We start from the raw sequence: 25,295 nt of genomic DNA, 5'->3' as shown, positions 1-25,295 counted from the left end.
TAATCTGGGTCAGAATTATGGTATTTATGGAAAAGCTGTTTTTATCGTAAATGAATCGTATGAGGGGGAGAGAAACTTGTCTTTGCTGCATGCAGCCATCGTACTACCATTCATTCTTGCCGCAGCCATGCCGCTTACGAAGCGCCTGGCTCGCCGTGTGCATGCCGGCTGGTTCGTCCTTCCGGTTCCGCTCCTGCTGTTTGTATACTTTTTGGGCCGTCTGCCTGATGTTCAACATGGGCAACAGGGGATTTCGGTCCTGCCGTGGATGCCTTCGCTAGGTGTTGATTTTGCCGTCAGGCTGGATGGACTAAGCCTGCTGTTCGCCCTGCTGATCAGCGGAATCGGCTCGCTGGTCGTCCTGTATTCCCTATTTTATCTGGATAAGAACAAAGAGGCGGTTCATCGCTTTTATGTGTATCTGCTTATGTTCATGGGCGCCATGCTGGGAGTTGTATTGTCCGACAACATGATGGTCCTGTACGGCTTCTGGGAGCTGACGAGCGTGTCGTCATTTCTCCTGATTGCCTTCTGGCATCGCAGGGAAAGATCCTTATACGGTGCCTTGAAGTCCATGCTGATCACGGTGTTTGGCGGTCTGGCTCTGTTCAGCGGCTTTATACTTCTCTATGTGATGACCGGAACATTTAGTGTCAGTGGGATCATGAGTCAAGCGGGACTGCTGGCTGATCAGGCGCTGCTGGTGCCTGCCATGCTGCTGATTCTGGTCGGAGCATTCACCAAATCTGCCCAATTTCCGTTCCATATCTGGTTGCCGGATGCGATGGAAGCGCCAACCCCGGTCAGTGCTTACCTGCATTCCGCCACGATGGTGAAGGCGGGAATTTATCTGGTCGCCCGGTTAAGTCCGTTGTTTGCCGGTCTGACGGGTTGGTTTTGGCTCGTAACCGGGTTTGGGCTTGTGACCCTTATTTATGCCTCTTACCGGGCGATGAAGCAGACAGATCTGAAAGCGCTGCTGGCATTTTCAACCATCAGTCAGCTCGGATTGATCATGAGCTTGCTGGGTATTGGCTCTGCCGCCGCGTTCTATACGGGAGAGGAAGCCCTCTTTTATACGAAGGCTACAACTGCCGCCATATTTCACCTGATCAACCATGCGATATTTAAAGGGGCATTGTTCATGGTGGTGGGCAATGTGGACCATGAAGCGGGCACGAGGGATATCCGCAAGCTCGGCGGGCTGATGGCGTTTATGCCTGTTACCTTTACCGTTGCTTTGATCGGCACATTTTCCATGGCAGGTCTACCTCCGTTTAACGGTTTTCTCAGTAAGGAGATGTTTTTTACCGGCGTGCTGAGTGTCATGGAATTGGAGCTCTGGAATCTGCAGACCTGGGGTGCGCTTGTACCGGCAGTCGCCTGGATCGCAAGCATCTGTACCTTCGTGTACAGCATGCTGCTTGTATTCAAGACATTTACAGGCAAGCTGAAGCCTGACGAGCTGGATCGGAAACCGCATGAGGCGCCGCTTGGCATGCTGATCCCCCCTGTAGTGCTGGGCTCGCTCGCCGTTGTGTTCGGCCTGTTCCCAAATGTACTGTCACAGACACTAATTGAGCCGGCATTATCAGCAGTTCACCCGGCTGTGCTTGCCGCCGGTGAAACGTTTGATGTGCATATTTCCTTCTGGCATGGCTGGACGGCAGAGATCTTCATGACCATTGGGGTTGTTGCTCTTGGCATCGTGCTGTACCTCCTGCATGGACGTGTGCCGGTTCTGCACCGTCCGCTTACAGGGCGGATCAGCATTAACCAAGTGTATGACTCGGGGCTGGAGCTGCTGGATAAGGGTGCGCTTAAGATCACAGGCACTTATATGACCGGATCTGTCCGCCATTATCTGCTTTATATTTTTTCGTTTATGATCGTCTCCCTGCTGGTCGCATTTTATGCGGCGGATGGGATACGCCTGAATATGGCGGGCTTCGCCCCAATGTCGTTTTACGAAGGTGTTGTGCTGCTGGTTCTTGTACTGGCAACACTGGCAGTTCCATTTGCCCATTCCCGTGTCACATCCATTATTTTGACCGGCGCGGTTGGCTATGCTGTATCTCTGTTCTTTGTCGTGTTTCGGGCTCCCGACCTGGCGTTGACCCAGATTATTGTCGAGACCGTATCGGTCACCCTGTTTCTGCTTTGCTTCTATCATCTGCCGAAGCTGCGCAAAGACCGCTCGTCTCTGAAGTTCAGACTGCCCAATCTGGTCATCTCTGTCGGAGTCGGACTGGTCATGACCCTGATCGCTCTCGCAGCAAGCGGTAGCCGGGCTTTCGATTCCATTTCGGATTTTTTCCTGGCGGAAAGCTATCATCTGGCCGGGGGACGCAATGTAGTCAATGTCATCCTCGTTGATTTCAGGGGATTTGATACACTGCTGGAAATCATGGTGCTTGGTATTGCCTCCCTGGCGATTTATTCGTTGGTCAGACTGAGTCTGGATAAAGACGTTAATGGATTGCCGCCTAAAAACAAACGCCCGGGAGCGGGTATGTTTCTTGCGAAGAGCAACGATGTCATTCTTAGAACGGCAGCGAGAACAGGCGTTGTGTACATTGTTATGACCTTTGCGTTATATCTGTTTTTTGCGGGACATCATGAGCCTGGAGGCGGCTTTATTGGGGCCCTAATGACCTCTGGCGGACTGGTGCTGATGCTGATGGCCTTCGGAATGAAGATCGTTAACAAGCTCGTTCCGGTGGATTATAAAAAGCTAATCGCCATTGGGCTTTCGGTCGCCCTGCTGACCGGCATCGGCTCTTTCGTGTTCCAGGTTCCGTTTCTGACGCATGCCTTTGGATATTTTCAGCTTCCGCTGTTGGGCAAAACAGAGCTGGCTACGGCCGTGCTGTTTGATCTTGGGGTCTATCTAGCTGTGATCGGTGTCACGATGAATATTTTGTTAACGATTGTGAGGGATGAGTAGCATGGAACTGTATATGGCTTTGGCGATCGGGGTGTTATTTTCCGTAGGGGTATACATGATTCTGTCTAGAAGCCTGCTGCGGGTTATTCTGGGGACGTCCCTGCTGACACATGGCGTGCATCTGCTGTTGCTCACGATGTCGCGGCTGAAGACAGGAGCGGCTCCGCTGCTTGGGGAAGAGGCGAGCTCCTATGTAGACCCGCTGCCGCAGGCGCTTATTCTCACCTCCATTGTTATCAGCTTTGGTGTCACGTCCTTTTTCTTCGTGCTGGCCTATAAAGGATATCAGAAGCTGGGGACAGACAGCATGGATCAGCTTGGGGAGGAAGATCATGAATAACCTGATTGTTTTACCGCTGTTGATTCCTTTGTGTACGGCGGTTGTACTTGTATTTTTTAAAAACAATGTCCTGGTTCAGCGTGTGATCAGTGCCGTTAGTGTCTTCATTAATATCATTGTCGGGGCTGTTATCGTTCAGCAGGTTCATGAACAGGGAATCCAGACGCTGCATATGGGGGGATGGGTGCCGCCATACGGTATTGTGTTTGTGGCGGATATGTTCGCGGCTCTGCTCGTCCTGACGACGGCGGTTGTCAGTGCAGCCTGTCTGTTTTATGCCTTCGGTACGATTGGAGAGCAGCGTGAGCGGCATTATTTCTATCCGTTTTTTCAATTTCTGCTCGCTGGGGTGAGCGGTTCTTTTCTCACTGGGGACATCTTCAACCTGTTTGTCTGCTTTGAGGTGATGCTGATCGCTTCTTATGCGCTGCTGGTTCTCGGAGGAACGAAGCGGCAAATCCGGGAAACGCTAAAATATATACTTGTCAATATTGTGTCCTCTACCTTGTTTGTGGCTTCGGTAGCTTATTTGTACGGCGTGGTGGGTACGCTGAACATGGCTGATTTGAGCCTGCGCATTATAGAAACGGGGCAGGGAGGAATCCTGTCCGTCATAGCGATTCTGTTTCTGATCGTGTTCGCTTTGAAGGCCGGCCTGTTTCTCTTTTTCTGGCTGCCGGGCTCCTATGGCGCTCCTCCGCCGGCGGTCGCAGCTCTGTTCGGTGCGCTCCTGACCAAGGTGGGCTTGTACGCTATCATCCGGACATTTACGCTTATTTTTCCGCAGCAGCCCTTTGAAATCCAAAGCTGGATCGGGTGGCTGGCGGCTGGCACCATGATCCTGGGGGCGATTGGAGCTGTCGCTTATCAGGATATCCGGCGCATCCTGAACTATAACGTAATTATTAGCGTTGGCTTTATTGCCTTCGGTGTGGCGGTCGGAAACGGAGATGCGATGGATGGGGCCGTGTACTACCTGGTCCATGATATGCTAGCCAAAGCGCTGATGTTTTTCCTGGGTGGCATGATTATAACGGCTGCGGGCACGGATAAATTGAGCGAAATGGGCGGCTTGATCAAGCGTCATCCCCTAACTGGCTGGATGTTTCTGATTCTGGCGTTTGCGCTTGTTGGCATACCGCCGCTCAGCGGATTTCCCGGCAAGTTGCTGATGGTGCGCGGTGGTCTGGCAGAAGGCGAGTACTGGTTGACAGCGATAGGTGTTGCTTCCAGCTTCATCGTGCTTTATTCCCTGATTCGTGTGTTCATGAAGGCGTTCTGGGGGGAGGAGAAGCCTCCTGCTCCTAATAGTGGTAATGTCTCTCATCCGAAAATGTCATGGAAATTAGCTTTCATTCCGTCGGCTTTCCTGCTGCTGCTGGTCTTTATGCTGGGCTTCGCCTCGGAAGGGGTCTATGCATACGTTTCCCAGGCAGGGGAGGTGCTGGTGCAGCCGGCGCTTTATATTGAAGCCGTATTAAAGGAGTAGTTGAGATGGCCTATCAAATTGGGTTGAATATTACGATTGCGCTTGTGTGGACCTTTCTCCACGATGAATGGTTGGTTGCACGATTTATCGTGGGCTATCTGATCGGCATAGTGCTCATATGGGCGATTTACCGCGTGCGGCCCGGCAGATTTTATATGAAAAAGGCGATGGCGGTTGTTTATCTGCTGCTGCTGTTTCTGAAGGAGCTGTGGGTGTCCAGCCTGGTGGTTGTGAGGCAAATTCTCCGTCCTAAGCTGAGCATTCGTCCCGGTATTTTTGCCATGACCACCGAGCTGGAGACGGATTTTGAGATCACACTGCTTGCCTGCCTGATCTGTCTGACTCCCGGTACGTTGACGCTGGAGGTTGGCCATGACGGGCAGACACTTTATATTCATGCCATGGATATAGAGGATGCGGATGAATTATCACGCCAGATCAAAAGCAGCTTTGAACGGGCGATTATGGAGGTGACACGGGCATGATGGACGGATTGCTCATTGCTTCGCTGGTCACGATGTCGCTTGCGGTGTTAGGCTGTCTGGTGCGGCTTCTGCTGGGTCCTTCCATGGCGGACCGGATTACCGCGCTGGACACGATCGGCATTATTATCCTTTCCATGATCGCCGTTCTGAGCATGCTGCTGGAGACCAAGGCCTTCATGGATATTATTCTTCTGCTGGGCATTTTGACGTTTATCGGAACGACTGCTTTTGCCAGATATATAGAAAGGGGCGTCGTGATTGAACATGGAGGCGATGATCATCATCGGTGAATGGATTTGCGGAATCATTGTGCTGGCCGGCTCATTGTTCACAGCGCTTAGCGCTTTCGGATTGATCCGGCTGCCCGACGTGTATTTACGCTCCCATGCCGCCACGAAGAGCGCCACGCTTGGCGTACTGCTTGTATTGACCGGAGCATTCCTCTACTTTTGGCTGTATCTGGATCATGTAAGCATCAAGCTGCTGCTTGGCATCCTGTTTGTGTTTATAACTGGTCCGGTGGCCGGTCATTTGAATGGCAGGGCTGCCTATCGTTCCGGCGTAGCGCTCTGGGAACAAAGCGTGCAGGACGATCTTAAGAAGGCTCATGCGAAAGAGAGAGCCAAAACCAACATGTGAGCTGCAAATCGCAAAGGGGATGTCCTACAGATCCGTTGATCTGGGACATCCCCTTTTCCATAAGTCATTTATGGTATTAATGGACCTATAAGAAATATTTATGATGTTATATATACTAAAGTATGTTGCATAATCATTATTTATGACGTATTATATGTGCAAGTCAATTGTTGGAATTTGACATGGAAAGTGGAGACAAAGCGGAGGGATCAACATCGAATTAACGCCAAGACAAACGGAAATCGTTAAAATCGTGCAAAAGCATGCCCCGATTACAGGTGAACAAATCGCAGAGATGCTGAATGTGAGCAGACCGACGCTGCGCTCGGACCTGTCGAAGCTCGTGATTCTGAAATATATTGATGCCAAACCGAAGGTAGGCTACTTCCTTGGGCAAAAGGGCAATCCGAAGCAGGAAGAAAAATTTAAGATGCTGCAGAAGAAGGTTGGGGAGATACACAGCGTTCCTGTCATTGTAAGAGAAACGACAACCATCCAGGATGCAGTTGTGTCGCTGTTCCTCGCTAACGTCGGCAATCTGATCGTAACGGATGAGGAAGGGAACCTGGCGGGAGTAGCTTCCAGAAAGGATCTGCTGAAGGTGACGCTGGGGAATCCGTCGGCTGGGACTATACCGGTTAGTATGATCATGACCAGACAGCCTAATGTCGTAACCGTATCCCCGGAGGATACCATCCTGGAGGCGGCACGAAAAATTATAGCTCATCAAATTGACAGTCTTCCGGTTGTCATACCGTCCGGCTCCGATGAACCGGGCGTGCACTGGAAGGTCGTGGGCCGGATTACGAAGACCAATATTATTAAAATGCTGCTCGACATGGTTGCCGAGGATTAACGGGAGGAATGGAATGATACAGTCGTCTAGCCACTTTATTGCGATATGCTCAGACTCGATCGGAGAAACTGCCGAGGCCGTCGTTCAGGCGACGATGCGGCAGTTCGATCTGCCGAACACGGAGATCAAACGCTACATGAATGTCAGGGACGAAGAGGAATTAAGGGAGATGATGGAGGAGGTTGCGGAACGAGGCGGCCTGGTTGCCTATACATTGGCTCTTCCGGAGCTGAGGGAAGCGATTAAGGAGGAATCGGTACGCTTAAATGTGCGTGTGGTGGATGTGATGGGACCGATGATGCAGGCGGTTGCGGATACGTTCAATAACGATCCTTTCGAGAAGCCCGGTCTGCTTCACCGCATGGATGAGCCGTATTTCAGAAGGGTGGAGGCGATGGATTTCGCCGTGCAGTACGATGACGGCAAGGATGTCAGCGCGATCCTGAGGGCGGATCTTATCCTGCTTGGTGTATCCCGCATATCCAAAACACCGCTGTCCATGTTCCTGGCCCATAAAGGCTACAAAACAGTCAATTACCCGCTCGTTCCCGAGCTTACTCCCCCGGCCCAATTATATGAAAAGCTGGAGGGCAAAATATTCGGCCTGACGATTAACGCGGAGCATCTGCTAAAAATCCGCAGCGAGCGCCTCAAAGTGATGGGGTTGCCCAATAATGCGCAGTATGCCTCAATTGAGCGAATTCAAGAAGAACTTGCATACGCCAGCCGTATTTTCGGAGAGCTTGGCTGTCCCGTAATTGATGTAACGGATAAAGCGATCGAGGAAACCGCAGGACTGATTCTGAACGACTTGAAGATACTCTAAACAAAACATCATTTAGCTGGAGGGATGAACAATGGAGAGTCAACTGGCTTTGGAATTGGTGCGTATCACGGAAGCGGCAGCATTGGCATCGGCAAAATGGATCGGCAGGGGAGATAAGAACAACGCTGATGATGCAGCCACAACCGCCCTTCGCAGCCATTTCAATACGGTTCCGATGGATGGCACCGTCGTTATCGGCGAAGGCGAAATGGATGAAGCACCCATGCTCTATATTGGAGAGAGAGTCGGTAACCGCAAAGGACCCAAGATGGATATTGCTGTAGATCCGCTGGAGGGAACAGAGACCGTCGCGAAAGGACTGAATAATGCCATCTCGGTTATTGCAGCAGCTCCCCAAGGAAGTCTGCTTCACGCTCCCGATATGTATATGCAGAAGCTGGCCGTCGGTCCCAAGCTGGCAGGCAAGCTGTCGCTCGATGATCCTCTCGAACAGACGCTTGCCAAAGCGGCACTGCTGCTGGACCGTCCCTTAACGGATCTGACCGTCTCCATTCTGGACCGGGACCGTCATCGCTCCATTATTGAAGTGCTGAGACAATCGGGCGTGCGTATCAAGCTGCTCGGGCATGGCGATGTCATGGCAGCCATCGATACATGCGCAGACAGCGGTGTTGATCTGTATATAGGCTCGGGAGGCGCTCCGGAAGGTGTTCTTGCTGCTGCAGCGCTGAAGTGCATGGGCGGAGATATCCAGGGCCGACTGCTCCCCGATTCCGACGAGGATATCGAGCGCTGCAAGCGGATGGGCATCGCTGATCCGAAGCGGCTGCTGACCATGGACGATATGGTTGGCGGGCAAGGTGTGCTGTTTGTGGCAACAGGCGTAACATCAGGAGACTTCCTGCAGGGTGTACGACATCTTCCGGGAAGCCGTGCGGAAACCCACTCGGTTGTGATGTACTCTGAAACGAAAACCGTCCGTTTTGTGCGTAGTGTCCACCATCTGGAAGAGCAGGCTGGCACATGGGCTCAAGCGGTTTCCTTCTAAATAAAAATGAATCTGCTAAAACACGAGGTCGACCGGAAATGGGGTCGGCTTCTTTTTATTGAAAGCGGAAGCGCCTCATAAATAACCGGCGTGTAGCATCTGTGAGCCCAATGGAACTTGTTCGTGCCCATTTTAAGAGCTATAATATAAAAGGTTATGTTTGATATGTTAAATCAAGATTCGATATAGAAAGAGAGCGGAACAGTATGGGTCGTAAATGGAATAATATTAAAGAAAAGAAGGCGTCCAAGGACGCTAATACGAGCAAAGTATATGCGAAATTCGGCGTAGAAATCTACGTAGCGGCCAAAAAAGGAGAACCGGATCCGGAATCCAACCGTGCCCTCAAGGTAGTTCTGGAACGCGCCAAAACCTACAATGTGCCGAAGGCGATTATTGACCGCGCTCTTGAGAAGGCCAAAGGCAGTGCGGATGAAAATTATGAAGAGCTCCGTTATGAAGGGTTTGGTCCCAGCGGGTCCATGATTATCGTGGACGCACTGACGAATAACGTGAACCGCACAGCGCCTGCAGTACGCTCTGTTTTCAGCAAAAACGGCGGCAACATGGGTGTTAGCGGCTCGGTTGCTTATATGTTCGACGCTACGGCCATCATCGGTCTGGAAGGAAAATCTGTCGATGAAGTCATCGAAGTTTTGCTTGAAGCGGATGTGGACGTGCGTGATGTGCTGGAGGAAGACGAAGCTGTAATCGTATACGCAGAGCCGGATCAATTCCATGCCGTACAGGAAGCGTTGAAAAACGCCGGCGTTGACGAGTTTACCGTTGCGGAATTGACGATGCTACCACAAACGTATGTAACGTTGCCAGAGGATACCCAGGCACAATTTGAGAAGCTTATCGATTCTCTGGAGGATCTGGAGGATGTGCAGCAGGTTTATCATAATGTGGAGTTTGAAGAGTAGTCAAAGAATTCATCTGTCCTCAGCTTTAATAAAGGCATTTTAATAAGCTCATTTTTTGTATGAAATCACTATACAAAAGTGAGCTTATTTGTTTTTTAGGAATATATTTATAAATACAAAAAGCCTTGCCAACAGTATGCTGACAAAGCTCGGGAATTTACTTTTACTTTAGCCCTTCGAAAACATTAATGATCTTTTTTGCTGGTGCATCTGGATTCTCAAAAAGAGTTATAGTGTAAAATTGGTGTTGCTTTAATATGGTTTGAATTTGTTTTGGTGAGACATGGTCCTTTAAAGGTATCTTAAATTCTGATTGATATTCCAAGGAACTATCTTCTTCAAGTAAAGTTTCGCCTTTTACCACATCAGAATTTGGCGATTTAAAATATTTATTCAAGTCTTCTGGTACAGTTAGATAGAGATAGTATGAATGCTGCCCGTCAATAATGTACCTTTTAGGGACTTGTCCAAATTTATACCATATATTTATAACAATAGAGTTTTCTTTTTCATCATACAAAAAATTATAATCTCTCACATCAAAATCGTCATCATTTGGAAATTCTTTTCCGGTTATATAATCTTTTTGATTTGTTTCCACTATTTTTTCTGGAACAGGTTGTTCAGATATAGTTCTTGGAACAACTTCTCTTTGAGTGCAAGCTGTAACTAATAACAGCACCATCAACAATAAAATTATTTTGAAATTATTCCGATACATAAATTTCCTCTCCGACTCCCCTGCCGAATTTGATTTTTCTAAATAATTATATTCCAGATTCTGGATAGTTAGAGTTTTACCAAAATCCCATATCCAATTATATCCTATCCCATAACTTATTGCCCATTTTCAAGAGGATAGTTGCCTAAGCCCATATCGTAGATGCTATCTTCTTTTGTTATACTCTTAAGTAGCGGAGGGAGGAATAAGCGTTGATCCGAATTGAAAAAATGACCTCATGCACCCTGGATGAAGCTGTGCAGGCGTGGAACGAGGGTTTTGAAGGGTATTATGTTAATGCTGCCACCACACCAGAGGCATTTTTGAAAAGGATGGTCGCAGAGGACCTGTCGCCAACCCTTACGTTGCTCGCATTGGATGACAACCAGCCCGTCGGGATCATCATGCATGGTGTGCGCACCGTTCAGGGCCGGAAAATCGCCTGGAACGGCGGAACGGGAGTTGCGCAGTCGATGAGAGGCAAAGGAGTTGGCAGAAAGCTGCTGTCCGCAGCCCTTGAACTTTTGCAAGAAGAAGGAGTAGAAACGGCCACCCTTGAAGCGTTAACTGTAAATGAAAGCGCCATCGCCTTATACAAGAGAGCTGGTTATGGAATCGTGGATCAACTGGAGTATTTAACCCTGAAAGGCGCTCTTCCCGGCTACAGCTATCCAATCATTCAGGCTAGCGGAACATATAGTGCAGAAGCAGCGTTCCCTGTTCATGCGGGACAACTGCCTTTCTACCGTATGTCCCATCCCTGGCAAACGCACTGGCAGAGCGCAAAGGAAGGCGAGGCGGTCATCCTCCGCAGCGAGCAGGGGGAAGCGGCGGGTTATGCCTATTACCGTAAAGCTTTCAATCCGGAGGGTGAGCACATTTCCACTACGTTGTACCAGTGCGAAGCGCTCCCTGACCACCCTGACAGTGAATATCTGATACATAGGATGCTAGGTCATGTGTTTGGCAATTTTGAAGAAAATATTAACCGTATCGTTCCTAATTTGCCGCAGCGTGCGAGTGCTTTGGCCGGGGCAATCCTGAAGCAAATCGGCTTTACTGTGTATGCCGAACAGATGCAGATGAGCCGTCAGCTCTAATCTGCACCTGAAAAAGTCACCTGTGCTGCAATTAAACTTTCAGCTCCCCGTGCTGCAACTGTCCATTTTCCACCTGAATAGTGGTGTGGGCAATGTTAAATTTTTCTTCGATCAGACGAACCGCCTCCTGCAGCACGGTCTGGTGATCCTTCTTGTCTTCAATCACCAAGTGGCAGCTCAACGAGTTTAGTCCGGAAGTGATAGTCCAAATATGGAGATCATGCACATCGACGACACCATCTACCTGCATCAAGGTCTCGCGTACCTGTGCTGAATCGATTCCTGCCGGTGTACCCTCCATCAGGATATGAACGGCATTTTTGATGACACCCCAGGCGCTTTTCAAAATGAGCAGGGCGACAAGCACGCTGATAATCGGATCAGCGACATACCAGGAGGTCAGGCTCATAATCAGTCCGGCCACGATGGCACCTACAGAACCGAGCGCGTCACCAAGAACATGAAGATAGGCGCTACGCACATTGATATTCTCTTTCACATCGCTTTTTCTCATTAAGAACCAGGCACTGAGCAGATTGGCAAGCAGCCCGATAAAAGCGATAGCCATCATGGAGCCGCTGGCTACAGTTGGAGGTTCAAAAAAGCGTTCATAAGCCTCCCAAATGATAAATCCGGCAATGACAAACAGTGCGATACCGTTCAACAGGGCGGCCAATATTTCGAACCGGTAAAAGCCGTAGGATTTTTGGGCCGACGGCGCTTTAGCCGACAGGAACATGGCAACCAGACTTAAAGCGAGCGCTCCGGCATCGCTAAGCATATGCCCCGAATCGGACAGCAGAGCAAGACTGTTGGTGATCAAGCCGCCGAAGAACTCCAAAAACATAATTCCTGTTGTGATGATCAAAGCAATCGCAAGGCCTTTTTTGTTATTTGGCATGTGGGCATGCGCGTGGTCATGATGCCCGTGAGCATGTCCGTGGCTGTGTCCATGATCATGGTGGTCATGGGCAGGGTGCTGATGAGTGGAATGGGTCATAAAATTCTCCTCCTAACACATGAACAATTGCTCATATATTGTTATAATAACATCATACAATCATTTTCTGAATGATGCAAGCCTTTTGAAAATATCCAATACAAACTGTTTACAACCTGGATACATCAGATCAATGGAATGTTACATCAGCCGACTAAACTGATATCAAGGTGATCAGGTGTATCACCAAAAAATGAAATCAAAGGAGAAATTTTATTATGAAAAAAGCACTTATCGCCGCATCCGTGATGACCACCGTCGCCCTTGGCTCTACTGCCGCACTGGTAGCAGCCAACGCAGCCGACCAGGCGGTGAAGCCCGCTGTAGTTAGTCCGGTCGTTGCAAATCATACTGTAGCGGAAAACGATTCGTTGTTATTGCATTATGTTAAAAAATCGATTTACGCTGCAAACGGTGATCTTCTTGGCTATGAGGAAACGTGGGGAGATCCGCTCACTTACAATCAAAGAACAGATGCACACTTTGCAGGGGAAGAAATGAGTTTTTACTCCCTTCACAATGGAACAACCTCGGCCAAGGTAGCGTGGGATGCTCAAGGCAATGTTGAGGACGGAATTGTAGTAACTGTAGCTCCTGAAGACAGCGCACCAAGCGGTCCACTATATGAATTGATGGAAAAGCAGTATCAAACCGAGGAATGGAAAAATGCAGATACAGTAACCGTGGATGGAAAAAAGCTCAAAAAAGTAATTCTAACCTATGAGTCTAATGAAGGAACATCCCCAAGCAACATGTATAAGGTCAAATCTACCGAAACCGCCTATTTGGATGCCCAAACCGGTCTGCCGGTGAAGTCTGAGATCCATGAGGAGAAGGATGGGAAGATGGTGCTGTATAGCTCCTTTGTGTATGAATATGACCGGAAGGACAGAGATCATGCGCTGTTTGATATTAGCGGCTTGGATTTGGAGGATTACACCTCGGAAGAAGTGAAAGCCAACTACCCGTACCTCCCGATTGGCGGCAAGGTGCCTAATCCGCTGGGTGACCTCGTAAGTGAGGGGGAAATTACAGAAGCTCAACAGGATGCCATTTATATAGCTCTTAGCCAGGCCAAGCAAAAAAGCATTGAAAACGGTTTGGATAAAAGCAACGAAGCCTATTTGAAAGCGGCCCTGGCGGGTATCGTAGTTGACGGTACTATCACACAGGAGCAGGCTGATATCATCGTAAACATATTTAAATAAGGAAAACGGTTTGCAGGGGCGCTCCCAAAGTCTGAATGACTAGGGGAGCGCCCCTTTAAATTTTTTTGCTGCTGGCCGAAGGCAGGACACTCTGCTTGTTTTATGAAAATCCGGTGGCAGGAGCCATTTATAAAAGACTTGGCTTTAAGGATATCGGCGGGTGGTCGATGATGCATATATGATATAACAATCCTGATAATTAACGGCAAACCAGACCACACTAGTAATGGTATCCAAATACAGTAATGGTGGGTGAACAGGTTGCTGACACAAAGGCCTTACGAAATGATGTGGGTCATCATATCGATTGCAATTCTGATCTTGGGAGTGGGCACACTGCTTTTTCAGTTCAGGCAGTCAAAGAAGAAGCCTCCAGCCTATGCGATAAAATCCGCTCATGCCTCCAATAAGAGCGTCATTTATATTTTGATTGATTCGCTGCTTGCTTCAGCCATTGATCAAGGCATTGCGCAGAAGAAGCTGCCTGCTTTGCAGTTCTTGATTCAACGTGGCCAATATTACCGTGATGTCGTCACATCCTTCCCCACCATGTCTGTTACGATTGACAGCTCACTGATGACCGGAACCTACCCGGATCAACACTACGTGCCCGGCTTGGCCTGGTATGATGAGGATTCCGAACGGGTGATCAATTACGGGACAGGACCCATGGAGGTGGTGAGGCAAGGAATACCATCCGTGCTTGAGGATGCGGTGATCCGGTTAAATCGGGAGTATCTGAATGCTGAAGTGCCGACGATTTATGAAGAATTATCACATCTGGGATACACTTGCGGCTCTATTAATGGGCTCGTATACCGTGGTCCTGTTCAGCACAATATGACGATTCCGTTCTGGATGCGTATGATCACTTCATGGCCCGGCCACATTCAAGTCAAGGGACCGGAATGGTTCAGTCTGGGAGCCTTAACCAACCCGCTAAGAGGGAAAATACAGGCACCACAAAGCATCCTGCACCGGTTGGGGCTGAACGATACATATTCAGTGGAAACATTGAAGCACTTAATCCGGACGGATCGGCTCCCCGATTTTTTATATGTTTACATGCCGGGTATGGACAAGCTGCTGCATAAGAAAGGTCCGTCCGTTCTGGAAGGGGCCATAGAGGCAGACAAGAAGCTGCAAGCGGTGCTGGAGGTGTTTGGTTCACCAGAGCAGGCGCTTGAGCGGGCGGTTTTCGTCATTTCAGGGGACAGCGGTGTCAGTCAAATTAGGCAGGCCCAAGATCGGCCTATCATTCATCTTCATGAGCTCCTTGAAGAATACAATGTGCTGTATCCGGGGAAAAGGGTAACTGCGCATACGGAAATCGTACTGGCCGTTAACGAAACGATGGCCTATGTATACAGTTTGAAGGGGACGCTGAGTTTGCGGGATATTGCACAGCGGCTGGTGGGGGATTCCCGGATGGATTTTGTTGCATGGAAGGAAGACGACTGGATGGTGGTAGCGAAAAATGGTCAGGAGCTGCGTTTCAAAGCGGCGGGCGAATGGACGGATGCTTATCAGCAGAAGTGGACGATCGAGGGGAGAACGGAAATGCTGGATCTGCAGTTGGATGAGACCGCCCGTGAAATCCGGTACGGGAAATACCCGGATGTCCTGCAGCGGATACTCGGTTCCTTGAATTCTCACAAGGGCCGCTTTCTGATCGTAGGAGCCAAACCGGGATATGAGCTGGTTGACCGAAGTTCCCCAACGCATAAGGGAGGGGGAGCGCATGGCTCCCTAAGTTTGGAGGAGTCGCTGATCCCACTGGTTATTGCCGGAACGGACCGAAAGCCGTCCAAGCTGCGTCTTGTCGATCTGAAAGCCTACTTGATTGATCTTGTGACAGATCAGAATAAGAAGCAGGAAATTCACCATCCCCCGTTCAATATTGACGATCCCATTGCCGCTCAATCCGGCAGTATTAGCAGTGAAGATCAGTCCAATGTTCATTTTTAGCGATTATATCCGAATAACAATCTCTCCAATCTGCCGCGTTTTTAAGATATAGGCAGGAAAATGAAGAAAAGCAGCCGGTCGCTGTGGAATGTGACCCGGCTGTTTTGTTTTATGCCCGGTTGAGACCGCCGGAGGGATGGCGGAAACATATAATCCTTCAGCGCGCGAGGACATATGTCCTACCTCAAAACAGCCATCCGTCTTTTAATAATTTAAAAGGGGGAGGCAGAATGAAAGGTATTTTATTTGCAGCCGCAGCAGGGGCCTTTATCACACTGCAGGGAGTCGCCAATGCACGGATTGGCCAAGACATAGGAACGTGGCAGGCTGCGGCTGTTACTCAGTGGACCGGCTTCATTACGGCTCTGCTACTTTTGCTGATCTTGCGCGACAGAACCTGGCGGAACTTCAGACAGGTAAAGCCGCTATACTTGACAGGGGGAGCATTTGCGGCAATCATCATTTACAGCAACGTTAGTGCCATTCAGGAAATAGGGGTCACTTTTACGATCGCTGCCCTGCTGATTACCCAGCTATGTACAACCTTCGTCATCGACAGCAACGGCTGGTTTGGTGGAAAAAAGCTGAAGATGAGCTCGACGCAGCTTATTGGCATAGGGGTGATGATCGCAGGGGTGATGATTCTCAAGATGTAGCCCGACCCAGAGGCAAGCGATAATAAGGCGGTGTAGTATCGATCATGAAGGAAGTCCGGGAACGCGAGCAGTTAACCGACTTTTTACAGGCTTATCAATTGGAATCCGTGTTTAATGAACAGCTGACTCCCTATTTATCGTTATACAGCTTTGAACAAGGGGAGATCATCTGCTCGCAGGGAGATGTTTCCGAGTTTTTATATGTGCTTGTTCAAGGTCAAATCAAGATCTATACCACTTCAGAGGATGGGAAGACACTTGTCATTTCTTTAAAAACCGCACTTGAGGTCATTGGCGACATTGAATATATACGGGATATTGAGCTCATAAACACGGTTGAAGCGGCAACTCCTGTGTATATGATCGGGGTTCGGTACCGTTGGTTGAGAAAATACGGCAGCCATCATGCTCCGCTGCTGCAGTTTTTATTGGACATTATCACCCGAAAGTTTTTCACCAAATCCCATTCCATGAGCTTCAATCTGATGCATCCGGTGGAGGTGAGAGTGGCAAGCTATTTGCTGTCTGTTCCCTTTGAACCGGCAGAGTGTGGCTGCTGTGACCGTTTAAACATCCTGAATTTAACGGATATAGCGAATTTGATCGGAACGAGCTACCGGCATCTGAACAGGGTGATCCGAAAGCTTGGTGAAAAGGGACTGATTGAGCGAAAGAATGGTTTTATCATTATCAAAGATCGAGACGGCTTGACCGCACTTGCGAATCCGTAAAGCAGAGGCAGTCAGGCAGCAAACGGGAGGTTCATGATGCTGTCAGGAATCGTATGGGCATGTATCGCAGGCTCACTGGTTGGTCTGCAAAATATTTTTAACAACAAGGTGAATTCCCAAGCGGGATTGTGGGCAACAACCGCTTTGGTGCTGGGAATGGGATTTGCAGCTTCGCTTACATTGGGGCTTATCTTCGAAGGCGCAGGCCTGTTTCAGCTGTCCGGCATGCGGCTTTGGTATTGGTTCAGCGGCATGATAGGCGTGGCCGTCGTGATATGTCTCGTACAGGGAATCAAGCTGCTCGGCCCAACCTACGCCGTTTCCATCGTAATGGCCTCACAGCTCGGCTTTGCCTTATGGTTCGATACTCAAGGCTGGCTGGGACTGATCAAGGTTCCATTTACCTTCAATCAGTTGGTTGGTGTACTCGTCATCGTTGGCGGCATTTTCATATTCAAATCAGGCGGCCGTCTCCGGCTGCGTAACGTAGAAAATTCAAACCCTCAAAATTCTGGAGCAGGTGAACTCTATGAGCAAAATCATTGATAAAATTGCATGGATTTACATTTGCAACGGCCAGGTGCTTGGTGCACGTTCCCATGGGAAAGGGTTGTATTATTTGCCAGGGGGAAAAAGAGAGCCCGGCGAATCGGATGAAGAAACGCTGATCCGGGAAATCAAGGAGGAACTATCCGTTCACATTCTCCCAGAAAGCATCTCCTATGTTGGAACCTTTGCAGCACAAGCGGATGGCAAGCCGGAAGGTATCACGGTAAAAATGAGCTGCTACAGCGCAGAATTCAGCGGGGAACTACAGCCAGACTCGGAAATCGCCGAATTGGTGTGGCTGACTTATCAGGATCGTGACCGTGTGTCCCGTGTAAGCCAGATCATTTTTGATCAACTACACCAGGAGAATCGATTGATGTGAATTTTTCTAAAGAAAGTTCACTTCAGGTCTTGACCCCACTTACTTAATTTTGTAAGATAACCAACAAATCATAGTTCGGCACTGACCAAAGACATGATTTCCTTCACGAGCTGCCCAGAGAGAGAAGCTCAGGCTGAAAGCTTCTCCAGAAACCGGATGTGAAATTACCCCTTTGCAGCCGTGGCGTTGAACCTGTGGATATGTTCTACAGCAATAAGCGTCACCGCATTATCCCCGATACCGGATACCAATAAGGACCTTGCTGCTCTGCGCATACTGCATAAGCCTCGCAAGCAAGGTTGAATTAGGGTGGAACCACGAGCAGAACGCACTCGTCCCTTGAGGACAGCTGCGTTTTTTTGCGTTCACATTCACCATAATTCAAGAAGTGGAGGAGTAGTCATGGGGATTAACATCATGTTGCCGGATGGAGCGGTGAGGAGGTATCTGGAAGGCACCACAATGGGACAGGTGGCGGCTTCGATCAATGCAGGTCTGCTGAAACAGGCGGTTGCCGGAAAATTAAACGGTCAACTCGTAGATCTTAACCAACCGCTGCAGCAGGAAGGTGTTGTTGAAATTATCACACTCGAAAGCAAGGAAGGAATTGAGATTTACAGGCACAGCTCAGCGCACGTACTGGCCCAGGCGGTCAAGCGAGTATACGGAGACATGGCGGTGAAGCTCGGCATAGGCCCAGTCATCGACGACGGTTTTTATTACGATATGGATTTACAGAATCCGCTGTCTGTAGATGATCTTGTCCAAATCGAAAAAGAGATGCAATGCATTATCCACGAGAACTTACCTTTTGAACGTCGCATTGTAAGCCGTGAGGAAGCTCTGCAGCTGTTTCAAGAGAGGGAAGAGACCTACAAAATAGAGCTGATCCGGGATTTACCTGAGAATGCGGTCATTACCCTCTATTCGCAAGGCGAGTTTATCGATTTGTGCAGAGGGCCGCACCTTCCTTCCACAGGGATGATCAAAGCATTTAAGCTGTTGCATACAGCAGGCGCTTATTGGCGGGGAGACTCCAAAAATCCAATGCTTCAACGTATTTATGGCACAGCTTTTTCTAAGAAAAACCACCTTGTTGTACATTTAAAGCTTCTGGAGGAAGCAAGGAAACGGGATCACCGGAAGCTCGGAAGAGAGCTTGGATTGTTTATGTTTTCCGAAGAAGCGCCCGGAATGCCGTTCTATCTTCCCAAAGGCATGACTATACGCAATGAGCTTGAAAATTTCTCGCGTGAATTGCAGATTCAGCGTGGCTATACTGAAGTTCGGGCTCCGCTGATGCTGAACAACAGGCTGTGGCAGCAATCCGGCCATTGGGACCATTATAAAGACAATATGTATTTCACGGATGTGGACGATACCAAGTTTGCCCTTAAGCCGATGAATTGTCCAGGCCACATGCTGATTTACAAAAACAGTCTGCATTCTTACAGAGAGCTGCCAATGCGTCTTTTCGAATTTGGTCAGGTGCACCGTCATGAATTTTCGGGAGCCCTTAACGGTATGATGCGGGTTCGGACCTTCTGCCAGGACGACGCCCATTTGTTCGTGCTGCCTGAGCAGATCGAAGCAGAAATCAGCGGTGTGATCGAGCTGATTGATTATGTATACCAAACCTTCGGCTTTGAATATAAAATTGAGCTATCCACAAGGCCGGATGACTTTATGGGTTCGGAAGAGCTGTGGGATCAGGCGGAAAAGGCCTTGCAGCATGTCTTGGATCAACGGGGGATCGAATATAGAATCAATCCGGGAGACGGAGCGTTTTATGGTCCCAAAATTGATTTTCACATCCTGGATGCGCTAAAACGAAGCTGGCAGTGCGGCACGATCCAGCTTGATTTTCAGATGCCGGACAAATTTGACCTCATCTACATCGGAAATAATGGCACCAAACAACGTCCTGTCGTTATTCACCGGGCTGTTTACGGATCGATTGACCGGTTTATCGGTATCCTAACCGAGCATTACAGCGGAGCCTTTCCGTTGTGGCTTGCCCCTGTTCAGGTGAAAATCCTGGCGGTATCTGACATGGATACTGAATATGCATACCAAGTAAAATTGGCATTGGATCAAGCGGGGCTACGTGTCGAGGTAGATGTGCGGAGTGAAAAGCTTGGCTATAAAATACGGGAAGCGCAGCTTGAAAAGGTACCTTACATGCTGGTGCTGGGTGAGCAGGAGAGGCAGAGCGGCTCTGTGTCCATTCGAAAAAGGGGAGAAGGGGGCCTTGGCTCCAGGTCGTTGCAGCAGTTGATAGATCTCTTGCGTGAGCAAGTACAGGAAAGAAGATAAAAATAACAGCATAAATCTTCGAAAAAGGGGTGCCCCCGGTCAATGGACCTTTGGGGGCGCCCCTTTAATGTACTATAGAACAGGATTTTATTGACAACGCCTGCAGGGTATGATTAACTAAATTTTGATGGTAATGATAATCAATATCATTATTATTGGTGGTTATATTCGGGCAGAGAGAAAGGAAGAGGGGACCAGTGTTGAAGGCAAAGAAAAGTATATTTATGCTGGCTGCAATATTCATGATCGTATTTGTACTTGCAGGCTGCGGGTCAAATAAACCGGTAGACACAGCTTCCGAAGCAAGCCAGACAGCGGCGGCGGAACAAACTGTGGGGCAAGAAGAGGTGCGGGTGATTGAGCATGCGATGGGCAAAACCGAGATTAAAGGCACACCGCAGAGAATTGTCACTTTATATCAGGGAGCGACAGATGCTGCTATAGCTCTGGGGGTAAAACCAGTTGGAGCTGTGGAATCCTGGCTTGAGCAGCCATTTTATACATACATCCGTGATGATCTTGACGGGGTTGCTGTTGTGGGTGAGGAAACGCAGCCGAATCTGGAGGAAATTGCAAAGCTTAAACCGGATCTGATTATTGCTTCGAAAACTCGTCACGAAGAAATCTATGAGCAGTTATCACAGATCGCACCGACCGTCACCCATGAAACGGTGTATAAGTTCAAGGAAACCGTCGATTTAATGGGAAAAGCGTTGAATAAAGAAAAAGAAGCGAAGACACTTCTGACCCAATGGGACGAAAGAGCAGCTGATTTTAAAGAGAAAATCAGCGCCAAGCTGGGAGACAAATGGCCGATTGAAGTATCCGTCCTTAACTTCAGAGCAGACCATGCCCGCATTTATGTAACAGGCTTTGCTGGGGATATTCTCGATGAGCTTGGCTTTGTACGTTCTGATTATTTGCAGGAGGAAGCCGATAAAGGAACAGTCGTTATCAGACTGACTGATAAAGAAAGCATACCAAGCATGAATGCTGATGTAAGCTTTGTGTTCCTGTCGGACCCGGGCAGTGAAGAAGCGGTTCAGAAAAACTATGAGGAATGGACAAATCATCCGCTGTGGAAAAACCTTGATTCGGTAAAAGCCGGCCAGGTGTACACGATTGATGAAGTGGTTTGGAATATGGGTGGAGGTCCACTGGCCGCTAACCTGATGCTTGACCAGCTTTATGAGCATTTTCAATTGAATAAATAATTGGCAGATTTGCGAAATGACAAGAATAGAGGCTGGTAGTCTGACACCTTTGTTCTTGTCTTTTTAAAAATAATGAGTTGGTGAGAGAGAGAATCATGACACACTTATTTTCTGGACGAACAGCAAAGGGTCTTGGGTTAATACTTGGCTTGTGCTTGCTCATAGGGTCTTTTGTTTCGAGTATTGTATTCGGCCAAACGCCCATTCCGCTGAAGACCGCTGTAGATGCATTCCTTCATTTTGACGGCCAATCCACAGAGCATATCATTTTAACGACATCCAGGCTTTCGCGAGCAGTCATTGCTACTGTGATCGGAGCAAGTCTCGCTGTGGCCGGTGCGCTGATGCAGGCTCTCACGAGAAATCCGCTGGCCTCACCCAGTGTATTTGGAATTAACTCCGGGGCCGTTTTTTTTGTCGTGATGGGCCTTTCGTTTTTTTCGATGTCTTCACTAACAGATTATATGTGGATTGCGTTTATCGGCGCAGGCATTGCAGCGGTCATGGTTTATTTTCTGGGCTCGCTCGGAAGGGATGGCTTGTCTCCCATTAAGATTGTTCTGGCGGGAGCGGCTATCAATGCTCTATTCGTATCCTTATCGCAGGCTTTATTGGTCATCAGTGGGCAAAATTTAGAAGGAGCACTATTCTGGCTGGCTGGTTCTGTCGCAGGACGATCGGTAGAGATGCTGCTGCCTATCCTGCCGTTTATGATCGTGGGATGGGTTGTTGCTTTCCTGCTCGGGCAGCCAGTGAACATATTGACTTCAGGGGATGATATCGCTAAAGGGCTGGGCCAGCGGACCATTGTGGTTAAAGCATTGATGGCGGTCGTCATCATTGTGCTGGCTGGAGGCTCTGTTGCGGTTGGGGGCTCCATCGGCTTCATCGGTTTAATGGTTCCCCATATGGTCCGTGGACTTGTCGGCAGCGATTACCGCTGGATTATTCCCTATTCTGCGATTCTGGGTGCCAGTTTGCTGCTGCTCGCGGATGTGATTGCAAGATTTATCATCATGCCGCAGGAGGTGCCAATTGGTGTGATGACAGCGCTAATCGGAACCCCGTTCTTTATCTATATTGCACGCAGGGGGTTCACGAAGGAATGAGCAAATACATTACACTGCGCAGCCGGTCGGGGAACATTTCTTTTCTGGTCGAGAAAAGATTGATCGTCGTGCTTGTAGCATTAATAATGCTGCTTACGGCATTTCTTGTGGCTGGATTATCGGTTGGAAGCACCGTGATTCCTCCAATAGAGGTGATCAAGCATTCACTGGGGACAGGGAACGACGAGTATACATATATCATTGATACATTGAGGTTACCCCGCATGCTGTTAGCCTTGCTGGTAGGAGCTGCATTGGGGGTATCCGGGCTTATTTTGCAGGGGATGGTCAGAAATCCGCTGGGTTCACCGGATATTATCGGAGTTACAGGCGGAGCAACTTTGGCGGCGGTCATATTTATTACTTACTTTGCCGGCACCGTCAGTATGGATTGGCTTCCATGGGCTGCGATTGCAGGGGCTGCATGTATTTCTGTGCTCATCTATCTTTTGGCATGGAAAAAAGGGGTTACTCCCATCCGGCTTGTACTTATAGGCATAGGGATGGCGGCAGCTATGAGCGCTATGACTACGCTGATGCTGGTGCTTGGGGATACAGTCTCCATTACGCAGGCTTATCTATGGATGACCGGGAGTGTATATGGCGCAAATTGGGACGAGATCCTTGCCATGCTGCCCTGGGTGCTTATATGTATTCCTTTGACTTTATTCTTTGCCAGAACTGCCAATGCTCAGGAGATGGGGGATCAGGTGGCGGCCGGTTTAGGGGTAAGCGTGCAGTTGCACCGATTTGTGCTTTTATTTATCAGTGTTGCCTTGGCAGGATCGGCGGTTGCCTATGCTGGAGGCATTGGCTTCGTTGGCCTGCTCGCGCCGCATATATCCAGAAAACTGGTTGGCCGCTCATTTGGCAGTCTTGTGCCTGTGTCGGCTCTGATCGGAGGCATGATCGTCTTATTGGCGGACATCGTGGCGCGCACCGCCTTTTTGCCGCTTGATCTTCCGGCCGGTGTGTTTGTATCCGGCATCGGCGCACCGTTTTTTATCTATTTGCTCTTCCGCAACCGTGATCAGTGAACAAAACATTTAAAGGGAGTAAACATATGCCACTACTGGAAACTCAAGCATTAACCTTGTCCTACGGGAATAGCCCGATTATAGATGAGCTTCATTTGAAGATCCCGCAAGGGGAAATTACCGTCTTCGTCGGGAGTAACGGGTGTGGAAAGTCTACACTGCTTCGTTCATTAGCGCGTTTGTTAAAGCCGCAAAAAGGGATGGTGCTGCTCGACGGAAAAGCAATCGCAAAATCGCCGACGAAAGAGGTCGCGAGAAATATTGCTATTTTACCCCAAGGACCGATCGCGCCTGAAGGATTAACCGTATTGCAGCTAGTAAAGCAGGGAAGATATCCTCATCAAAATTGGCTTCAGCAGTGGTCCGAAGAAGATGAGCGCATGGTGAGCCAAGCCATGGAGGCTACCCAAATAAAGGGCTTTGCGGACCGCCTGGTTGATTCTCTCTCCGGTGGACAGCGCCAACGAGCCTGGATCGCCATGACTCTTGCTCAAGGAACGGATATTCTGCTCCTGGATGAACCAACGACCTATCTGGATATGACGCATCAGATCGAAATTCTTGATTTATTGTTTGAACTGAATGAAAAAGAACAACGGACCATCGTTATGGTGCTTCACGACTTGAACCTGGCTGCCCGCTACGCGCATCATATGGTTGCCATTCATAACAAAAAGGTCCATATCCAGGGCAAACCCGAGGACATTATTACGGGCGAAATGGTTCAAGCCGTATTTGGGATGAAGTGTGAAATCAGCACAGATCCGCTGTTTGGCACACCGGTATGCATTCCGCACGGAAAGGGGAGAAGGATAGATTATGCTGAACGCACAACTGTCGTATTTTGAGCCGGCGGAATTGGAAATTTTATCGAAGGATTATCGGCTGTGCCAGAACAGCACGTCTGACAGTTCATTGTCCGTACCAGCACGGGAATTGCTGGATATAGAGAAATGTCAGGCATATTTGGAGCAGGCAGCCGACATATTTAGCACGTCTGCCAAAGCGGCCGCAGCCTCACAATTTTCTAAGCGGTATGCTTATCTGACGATGGCATCCGGTTTATATGCTATGACGATGTTTAATAAAGGGTTGAATTATGCTATCGAGAATTGCCGAATCGAGTCCGTCTTCCAGGGTAGCTCCTGGCTGCCGGAAGTAAGTCTGACCGATTGTCAGGTCACTCAACCGCCAGAAGAAGGACGAACGGAATGGCGCGACCGTATCATCACCAGTATTTTCGCGGAAAATATCGCTAAGGTATGGTGTTCTATCTCTAAAGCCGCTAGAATTCCCACCTCCATACTATGGGAGAATATGGCGATCTCTGTATACTGGTTATATGAACAGCGGATGGTGGAGGAAGCAACGGAGGAACAAAAGCTGCGAATCCAAGCTGATTTTCATTATTTGCTGTATGAAGCGCCAGCGCACTTATTTGGAGAGAAGGAGAATCCTCTCACCAAGTTCAACAATTCCCATATGGTTATGACTGCTTCAAATATCCCCAAGCGTAAGCGAAAAACATGCTGTCTGCTATATAAAGTTTCTCAGGAGCATGACTATTGCACAACCTGCCCCTTAAGAAAGGAATAATCCACGTTATGAATGGGTGGTTGCCATACCACCCCATCTTTCCCCTAGATCAAATCCCTAATTCACTTTTGATTTCTCCGAGTTTGCAACAAAAAAATATAATATACTTGTATATATTGACAATGATAATCATTATCATATATTCTGAAATTACTAGATTTGTTTTACAAAATTTATGGAAGAAGTGATTT

Annotated in this window: 25 protein-coding genes and 1 pseudogene; 24 read left to right on the top strand and 2 right to left on the bottom strand. The window is 48.8% G+C overall.

Annotated elements, in window-relative coordinates; all coding sequences use genetic code 11:
* Positions 1-76: 76 nt before the first annotated feature.
* From OIN60_RS10600 to OIN60_RS10555, 10 genes are all read left to right on the top strand, one after another.
* A complete protein-coding gene (locus OIN60_RS10600; protein ID WP_305754837.1) occupies positions 77-2,947 on the top strand; it encodes a Na+/H+ antiporter subunit A in 2,871 nt (956 codons plus the stop codon).
* A 1-nt stretch (position 2,948) separates the two neighbouring features.
* A complete protein-coding gene (locus OIN60_RS10595) occupies positions 2,949-3,287 on the top strand; it encodes a Na(+)/H(+) antiporter subunit C (RefSeq protein WP_305754836.1) in 339 nt (112 codons plus the stop codon).
* Positions 3,280-4,776 (top strand): Na+/H+ antiporter subunit D, encoded by a 1,497-nt coding sequence (locus OIN60_RS10590; protein WP_305754835.1) that lies wholly within the window; start codon positions 3,280-3,282, stop codon positions 4,774-4,776. The genes OIN60_RS10595 and OIN60_RS10590 overlap by 8 nt, the downstream gene beginning before the upstream one ends.
* A gap of 5 nt (positions 4,777-4,781) precedes the next feature.
* Positions 4,782-5,261 carry a Na+/H+ antiporter subunit E gene (locus OIN60_RS10585; protein ID WP_305754834.1) on the top strand — a complete coding sequence of 160 codons (480 nt, stop codon included), beginning with the start codon at positions 4,782-4,784 and terminating at the stop codon, positions 5,259-5,261.
* Entirely contained in the window at positions 5,258-5,551 is a 294-nt protein-coding gene (locus OIN60_RS10580) for a Na(+)/H(+) antiporter subunit F1 (protein WP_305754833.1), read from the top strand. Before OIN60_RS10585 ends, OIN60_RS10580 begins: the two co-directional genes overlap by 4 nt.
* Complete coding sequence (gene mnhG, locus OIN60_RS10575; RefSeq protein WP_305755522.1) at positions 5,535-5,900, top strand: monovalent cation/H(+) antiporter subunit G; 366 nt, start codon at positions 5,535-5,537, stop codon at positions 5,898-5,900. Before OIN60_RS10580 ends, mnhG begins: the two co-directional genes overlap by 17 nt.
* Before the next feature lie 241 nt (positions 5,901-6,141).
* Positions 6,142-6,756 (top strand): helix-turn-helix transcriptional regulator, encoded by a 615-nt coding sequence (locus OIN60_RS10570; RefSeq protein ID WP_305755521.1) that lies wholly within the window; start codon positions 6,142-6,144, stop codon positions 6,754-6,756.
* Between the two features lie 13 nt (positions 6,757-6,769).
* A complete protein-coding gene (locus tag OIN60_RS10565; RefSeq protein ID WP_305754832.1) occupies positions 6,770-7,582 on the top strand; it encodes a pyruvate, water dikinase regulatory protein in 813 nt (270 codons plus the stop codon).
* A gap of 31 nt (positions 7,583-7,613) precedes the next feature.
* Positions 7,614-8,591, top strand: coding sequence for a class II fructose-bisphosphatase (gene glpX, locus OIN60_RS10560; protein ID WP_305754831.1), 978 nt, complete (start codon positions 7,614-7,616; stop codon positions 8,589-8,591).
* 206 nt (positions 8,592-8,797) lie between these two features.
* Positions 8,798-9,517 carry a YebC/PmpR family DNA-binding transcriptional regulator gene (locus tag OIN60_RS10555; RefSeq protein ID WP_305754830.1) on the top strand — a complete coding sequence of 240 codons (720 nt, stop codon included), beginning with the start codon at positions 8,798-8,800 and terminating at the stop codon, positions 9,515-9,517.
* A 163-nt stretch (positions 9,518-9,680) separates the two neighbouring features.
* On the opposite strand, the gene OIN60_RS10550 is transcribed toward OIN60_RS10555, so the two are convergent.
* Positions 9,681-10,238 (bottom strand): hypothetical protein, encoded by a 558-nt coding sequence (locus OIN60_RS10550; protein WP_305754829.1) that lies wholly within the window; start codon positions 10,236-10,238, stop codon positions 9,681-9,683.
* Between the two features lie 212 nt (positions 10,239-10,450).
* Between OIN60_RS10550 and OIN60_RS10545 the strand changes: the two genes are divergently transcribed.
* Complete coding sequence (locus tag OIN60_RS10545) at positions 10,451-11,338, top strand: GNAT family N-acetyltransferase (protein ID WP_305754828.1); 888 nt, start codon at positions 10,451-10,453, stop codon at positions 11,336-11,338.
* Positions 11,339-11,369: 31 nt separating this feature from the next.
* Here OIN60_RS10545 and OIN60_RS10540 read toward each other — a convergent pair whose 3' ends face one another.
* Positions 11,370-12,338 carry a cation diffusion facilitator family transporter gene (locus OIN60_RS10540; protein ID WP_305754827.1) on the bottom strand — a complete coding sequence of 323 codons (969 nt, stop codon included), beginning with the start codon at positions 12,336-12,338 and terminating at the stop codon, positions 11,370-11,372.
* 218 nt (positions 12,339-12,556) lie between these two features.
* Between OIN60_RS10540 and OIN60_RS10535 the strand changes: the two genes are divergently transcribed.
* The 13 genes and pseudogenes from OIN60_RS10535 (at position 12,557) to OIN60_RS10475 (ending at position 25,104) form a co-directional block, all read left to right on the top strand.
* Complete coding sequence (locus OIN60_RS10535) at positions 12,557-13,546, top strand: hypothetical protein (RefSeq protein WP_305754826.1); 990 nt, start codon at positions 12,557-12,559, stop codon at positions 13,544-13,546.
* A 77-nt stretch (positions 13,547-13,623) separates the two neighbouring features.
* Positions 13,624-13,728 (top strand): annotated as a pseudogene (locus tag OIN60_RS10530) (GNAT family N-acetyltransferase); the annotation flags it as partial.
* Positions 13,729-13,807: 79 nt separating this feature from the next.
* Positions 13,808-15,514, top strand: coding sequence for an alkaline phosphatase family protein (locus tag OIN60_RS10525; protein ID WP_305754825.1), 1,707 nt, complete (start codon positions 13,808-13,810; stop codon positions 15,512-15,514).
* A 230-nt stretch (positions 15,515-15,744) separates the two neighbouring features.
* A complete protein-coding gene (locus tag OIN60_RS10520; RefSeq protein ID WP_305754824.1) occupies positions 15,745-16,170 on the top strand; it encodes a DMT family transporter in 426 nt (141 codons plus the stop codon).
* A 44-nt stretch (positions 16,171-16,214) separates the two neighbouring features.
* Positions 16,215-16,901 carry a Crp/Fnr family transcriptional regulator gene (locus OIN60_RS10515; RefSeq protein WP_305754823.1) on the top strand — a complete coding sequence of 229 codons (687 nt, stop codon included), beginning with the start codon at positions 16,215-16,217 and terminating at the stop codon, positions 16,899-16,901.
* 36 nt (positions 16,902-16,937) lie between these two features.
* On the top strand, positions 16,938-17,447 hold the full coding sequence (locus tag OIN60_RS10510; RefSeq protein WP_305755520.1) for a DMT family transporter: 510 nt from the start codon (positions 16,938-16,940) through the stop codon (positions 17,445-17,447).
* Positions 17,431-17,832 carry an NUDIX hydrolase gene (locus OIN60_RS10505; RefSeq protein ID WP_305754822.1) on the top strand — a complete coding sequence of 134 codons (402 nt, stop codon included), beginning with the start codon at positions 17,431-17,433 and terminating at the stop codon, positions 17,830-17,832. Before OIN60_RS10510 ends, OIN60_RS10505 begins: the two co-directional genes overlap by 17 nt.
* Before the next feature lie 402 nt (positions 17,833-18,234).
* Positions 18,235-20,148, top strand: coding sequence for a threonine--tRNA ligase (gene thrS, locus OIN60_RS10500; protein ID WP_305754821.1), 1,914 nt, complete (start codon positions 18,235-18,237; stop codon positions 20,146-20,148).
* Positions 20,149-20,372: 224 nt separating this feature from the next.
* On the top strand, positions 20,373-21,362 hold the full coding sequence (locus OIN60_RS10495; protein ID WP_305755519.1) for an ABC transporter substrate-binding protein: 990 nt from the start codon (positions 20,373-20,375) through the stop codon (positions 21,360-21,362).
* Between the two features lie 95 nt (positions 21,363-21,457).
* On the top strand, positions 21,458-22,471 hold the full coding sequence (locus tag OIN60_RS10490; RefSeq protein ID WP_305754820.1) for a FecCD family ABC transporter permease: 1,014 nt from the start codon (positions 21,458-21,460) through the stop codon (positions 22,469-22,471).
* Entirely contained in the window at positions 22,468-23,508 is a 1,041-nt protein-coding gene (locus tag OIN60_RS10485) for a FecCD family ABC transporter permease (protein ID WP_305754819.1), read from the top strand. The genes OIN60_RS10490 and OIN60_RS10485 overlap by 4 nt, the downstream gene beginning before the upstream one ends.
* 26 nt (positions 23,509-23,534) lie before the next feature.
* Complete coding sequence (locus OIN60_RS10480) at positions 23,535-24,356, top strand: ABC transporter ATP-binding protein (RefSeq protein ID WP_305754818.1); 822 nt, start codon at positions 23,535-23,537, stop codon at positions 24,354-24,356.
* Complete coding sequence (locus OIN60_RS10475) at positions 24,328-25,104, top strand: IucA/IucC family C-terminal-domain containing protein (protein ID WP_305754817.1); 777 nt, start codon at positions 24,328-24,330, stop codon at positions 25,102-25,104. Before OIN60_RS10480 ends, OIN60_RS10475 begins: the two co-directional genes overlap by 29 nt.
* Positions 25,105-25,295 lie beyond the last annotated feature (191 nt).

The organism is Paenibacillus zeirhizosphaerae, from assembly GCF_030705605.1.
GTDB lineage: Bacteria > Bacillota > Bacilli > Paenibacillales > Paenibacillaceae > Paenibacillus > Paenibacillus zeirhizosphaerae.
Note: the sequence above shows the minus strand (reverse complement) of the source record. Positions and strands in the feature narration are given on the sequence as shown.

Bases quoted from the DNA above. Each gene is read 5' to 3' on its own strand.
- OIN60_RS10595 (WP_305754836.1), top strand. From the start codon at position 2,949: ATGGAACTGTATATGGCTTTGGCGATCGGGGTGTTATTTTCCGTAGGG.
- OIN60_RS10590 (WP_305754835.1), top strand. From the start codon at position 3,280: ATGAATAACCTGATTGTTTTACCGCTGTTGATTCCTTTGTGTACGGCG.
- OIN60_RS10585 (WP_305754834.1), top strand. From the start codon at position 4,782: ATGGCCTATCAAATTGGGTTGAATATTACGATTGCGCTTGTGTGGACC.
- OIN60_RS10580 (WP_305754833.1), top strand. From the start codon at position 5,258: ATGATGGACGGATTGCTCATTGCTTCGCTGGTCACGATGTCGCTTGCG.
- mnhG (WP_305755522.1), top strand. From the start codon at position 5,535: ATGATCATCATCGGTGAATGGATTTGCGGAATCATTGTGCTGGCCGGC.
- OIN60_RS10565 (WP_305754832.1), top strand. From the start codon at position 6,770: ATGATACAGTCGTCTAGCCACTTTATTGCGATATGCTCAGACTCGATC.
- glpX (WP_305754831.1), top strand. From the start codon at position 7,614: ATGGAGAGTCAACTGGCTTTGGAATTGGTGCGTATCACGGAAGCGGCA.
- OIN60_RS10555 (WP_305754830.1), top strand. From the start codon at position 8,798: ATGGGTCGTAAATGGAATAATATTAAAGAAAAGAAGGCGTCCAAGGAC.
- OIN60_RS10550 (WP_305754829.1), bottom strand. From the start codon at position 10,238: ATGTATCGGAATAATTTCAAAATAATTTTATTGTTGATGGTGCTGTTA.
- OIN60_RS10540 (WP_305754827.1), bottom strand. From the start codon at position 12,338: ATGACCCATTCCACTCATCAGCACCCTGCCCATGACCACCATGATCAT.
- OIN60_RS10535 (WP_305754826.1), top strand. From the start codon at position 12,557: ATGAAAAAAGCACTTATCGCCGCATCCGTGATGACCACCGTCGCCCTT.
- OIN60_RS10520 (WP_305754824.1), top strand. From the start codon at position 15,745: ATGAAAGGTATTTTATTTGCAGCCGCAGCAGGGGCCTTTATCACACTG.
- OIN60_RS10515 (WP_305754823.1), top strand. From the start codon at position 16,215: ATGAAGGAAGTCCGGGAACGCGAGCAGTTAACCGACTTTTTACAGGCT.
- OIN60_RS10510 (WP_305755520.1), top strand. From the start codon at position 16,938: ATGCTGTCAGGAATCGTATGGGCATGTATCGCAGGCTCACTGGTTGGT.
- OIN60_RS10505 (WP_305754822.1), top strand. From the start codon at position 17,431: ATGAGCAAAATCATTGATAAAATTGCATGGATTTACATTTGCAACGGC.
- thrS (WP_305754821.1), top strand. From the start codon at position 18,235: ATGGGGATTAACATCATGTTGCCGGATGGAGCGGTGAGGAGGTATCTG.
- OIN60_RS10495 (WP_305755519.1), top strand. From the start codon at position 20,373: ATGCTGGCTGCAATATTCATGATCGTATTTGTACTTGCAGGCTGCGGG.
- OIN60_RS10490 (WP_305754820.1), top strand. From the start codon at position 21,458: ATGACACACTTATTTTCTGGACGAACAGCAAAGGGTCTTGGGTTAATA.
- OIN60_RS10485 (WP_305754819.1), top strand. From the start codon at position 22,468: ATGAGCAAATACATTACACTGCGCAGCCGGTCGGGGAACATTTCTTTT.
- OIN60_RS10480 (WP_305754818.1), top strand. From the start codon at position 23,535: ATGCCACTACTGGAAACTCAAGCATTAACCTTGTCCTACGGGAATAGC.
- OIN60_RS10475 (WP_305754817.1), top strand. From the start codon at position 24,328: ATGCTGAACGCACAACTGTCGTATTTTGAGCCGGCGGAATTGGAAATT.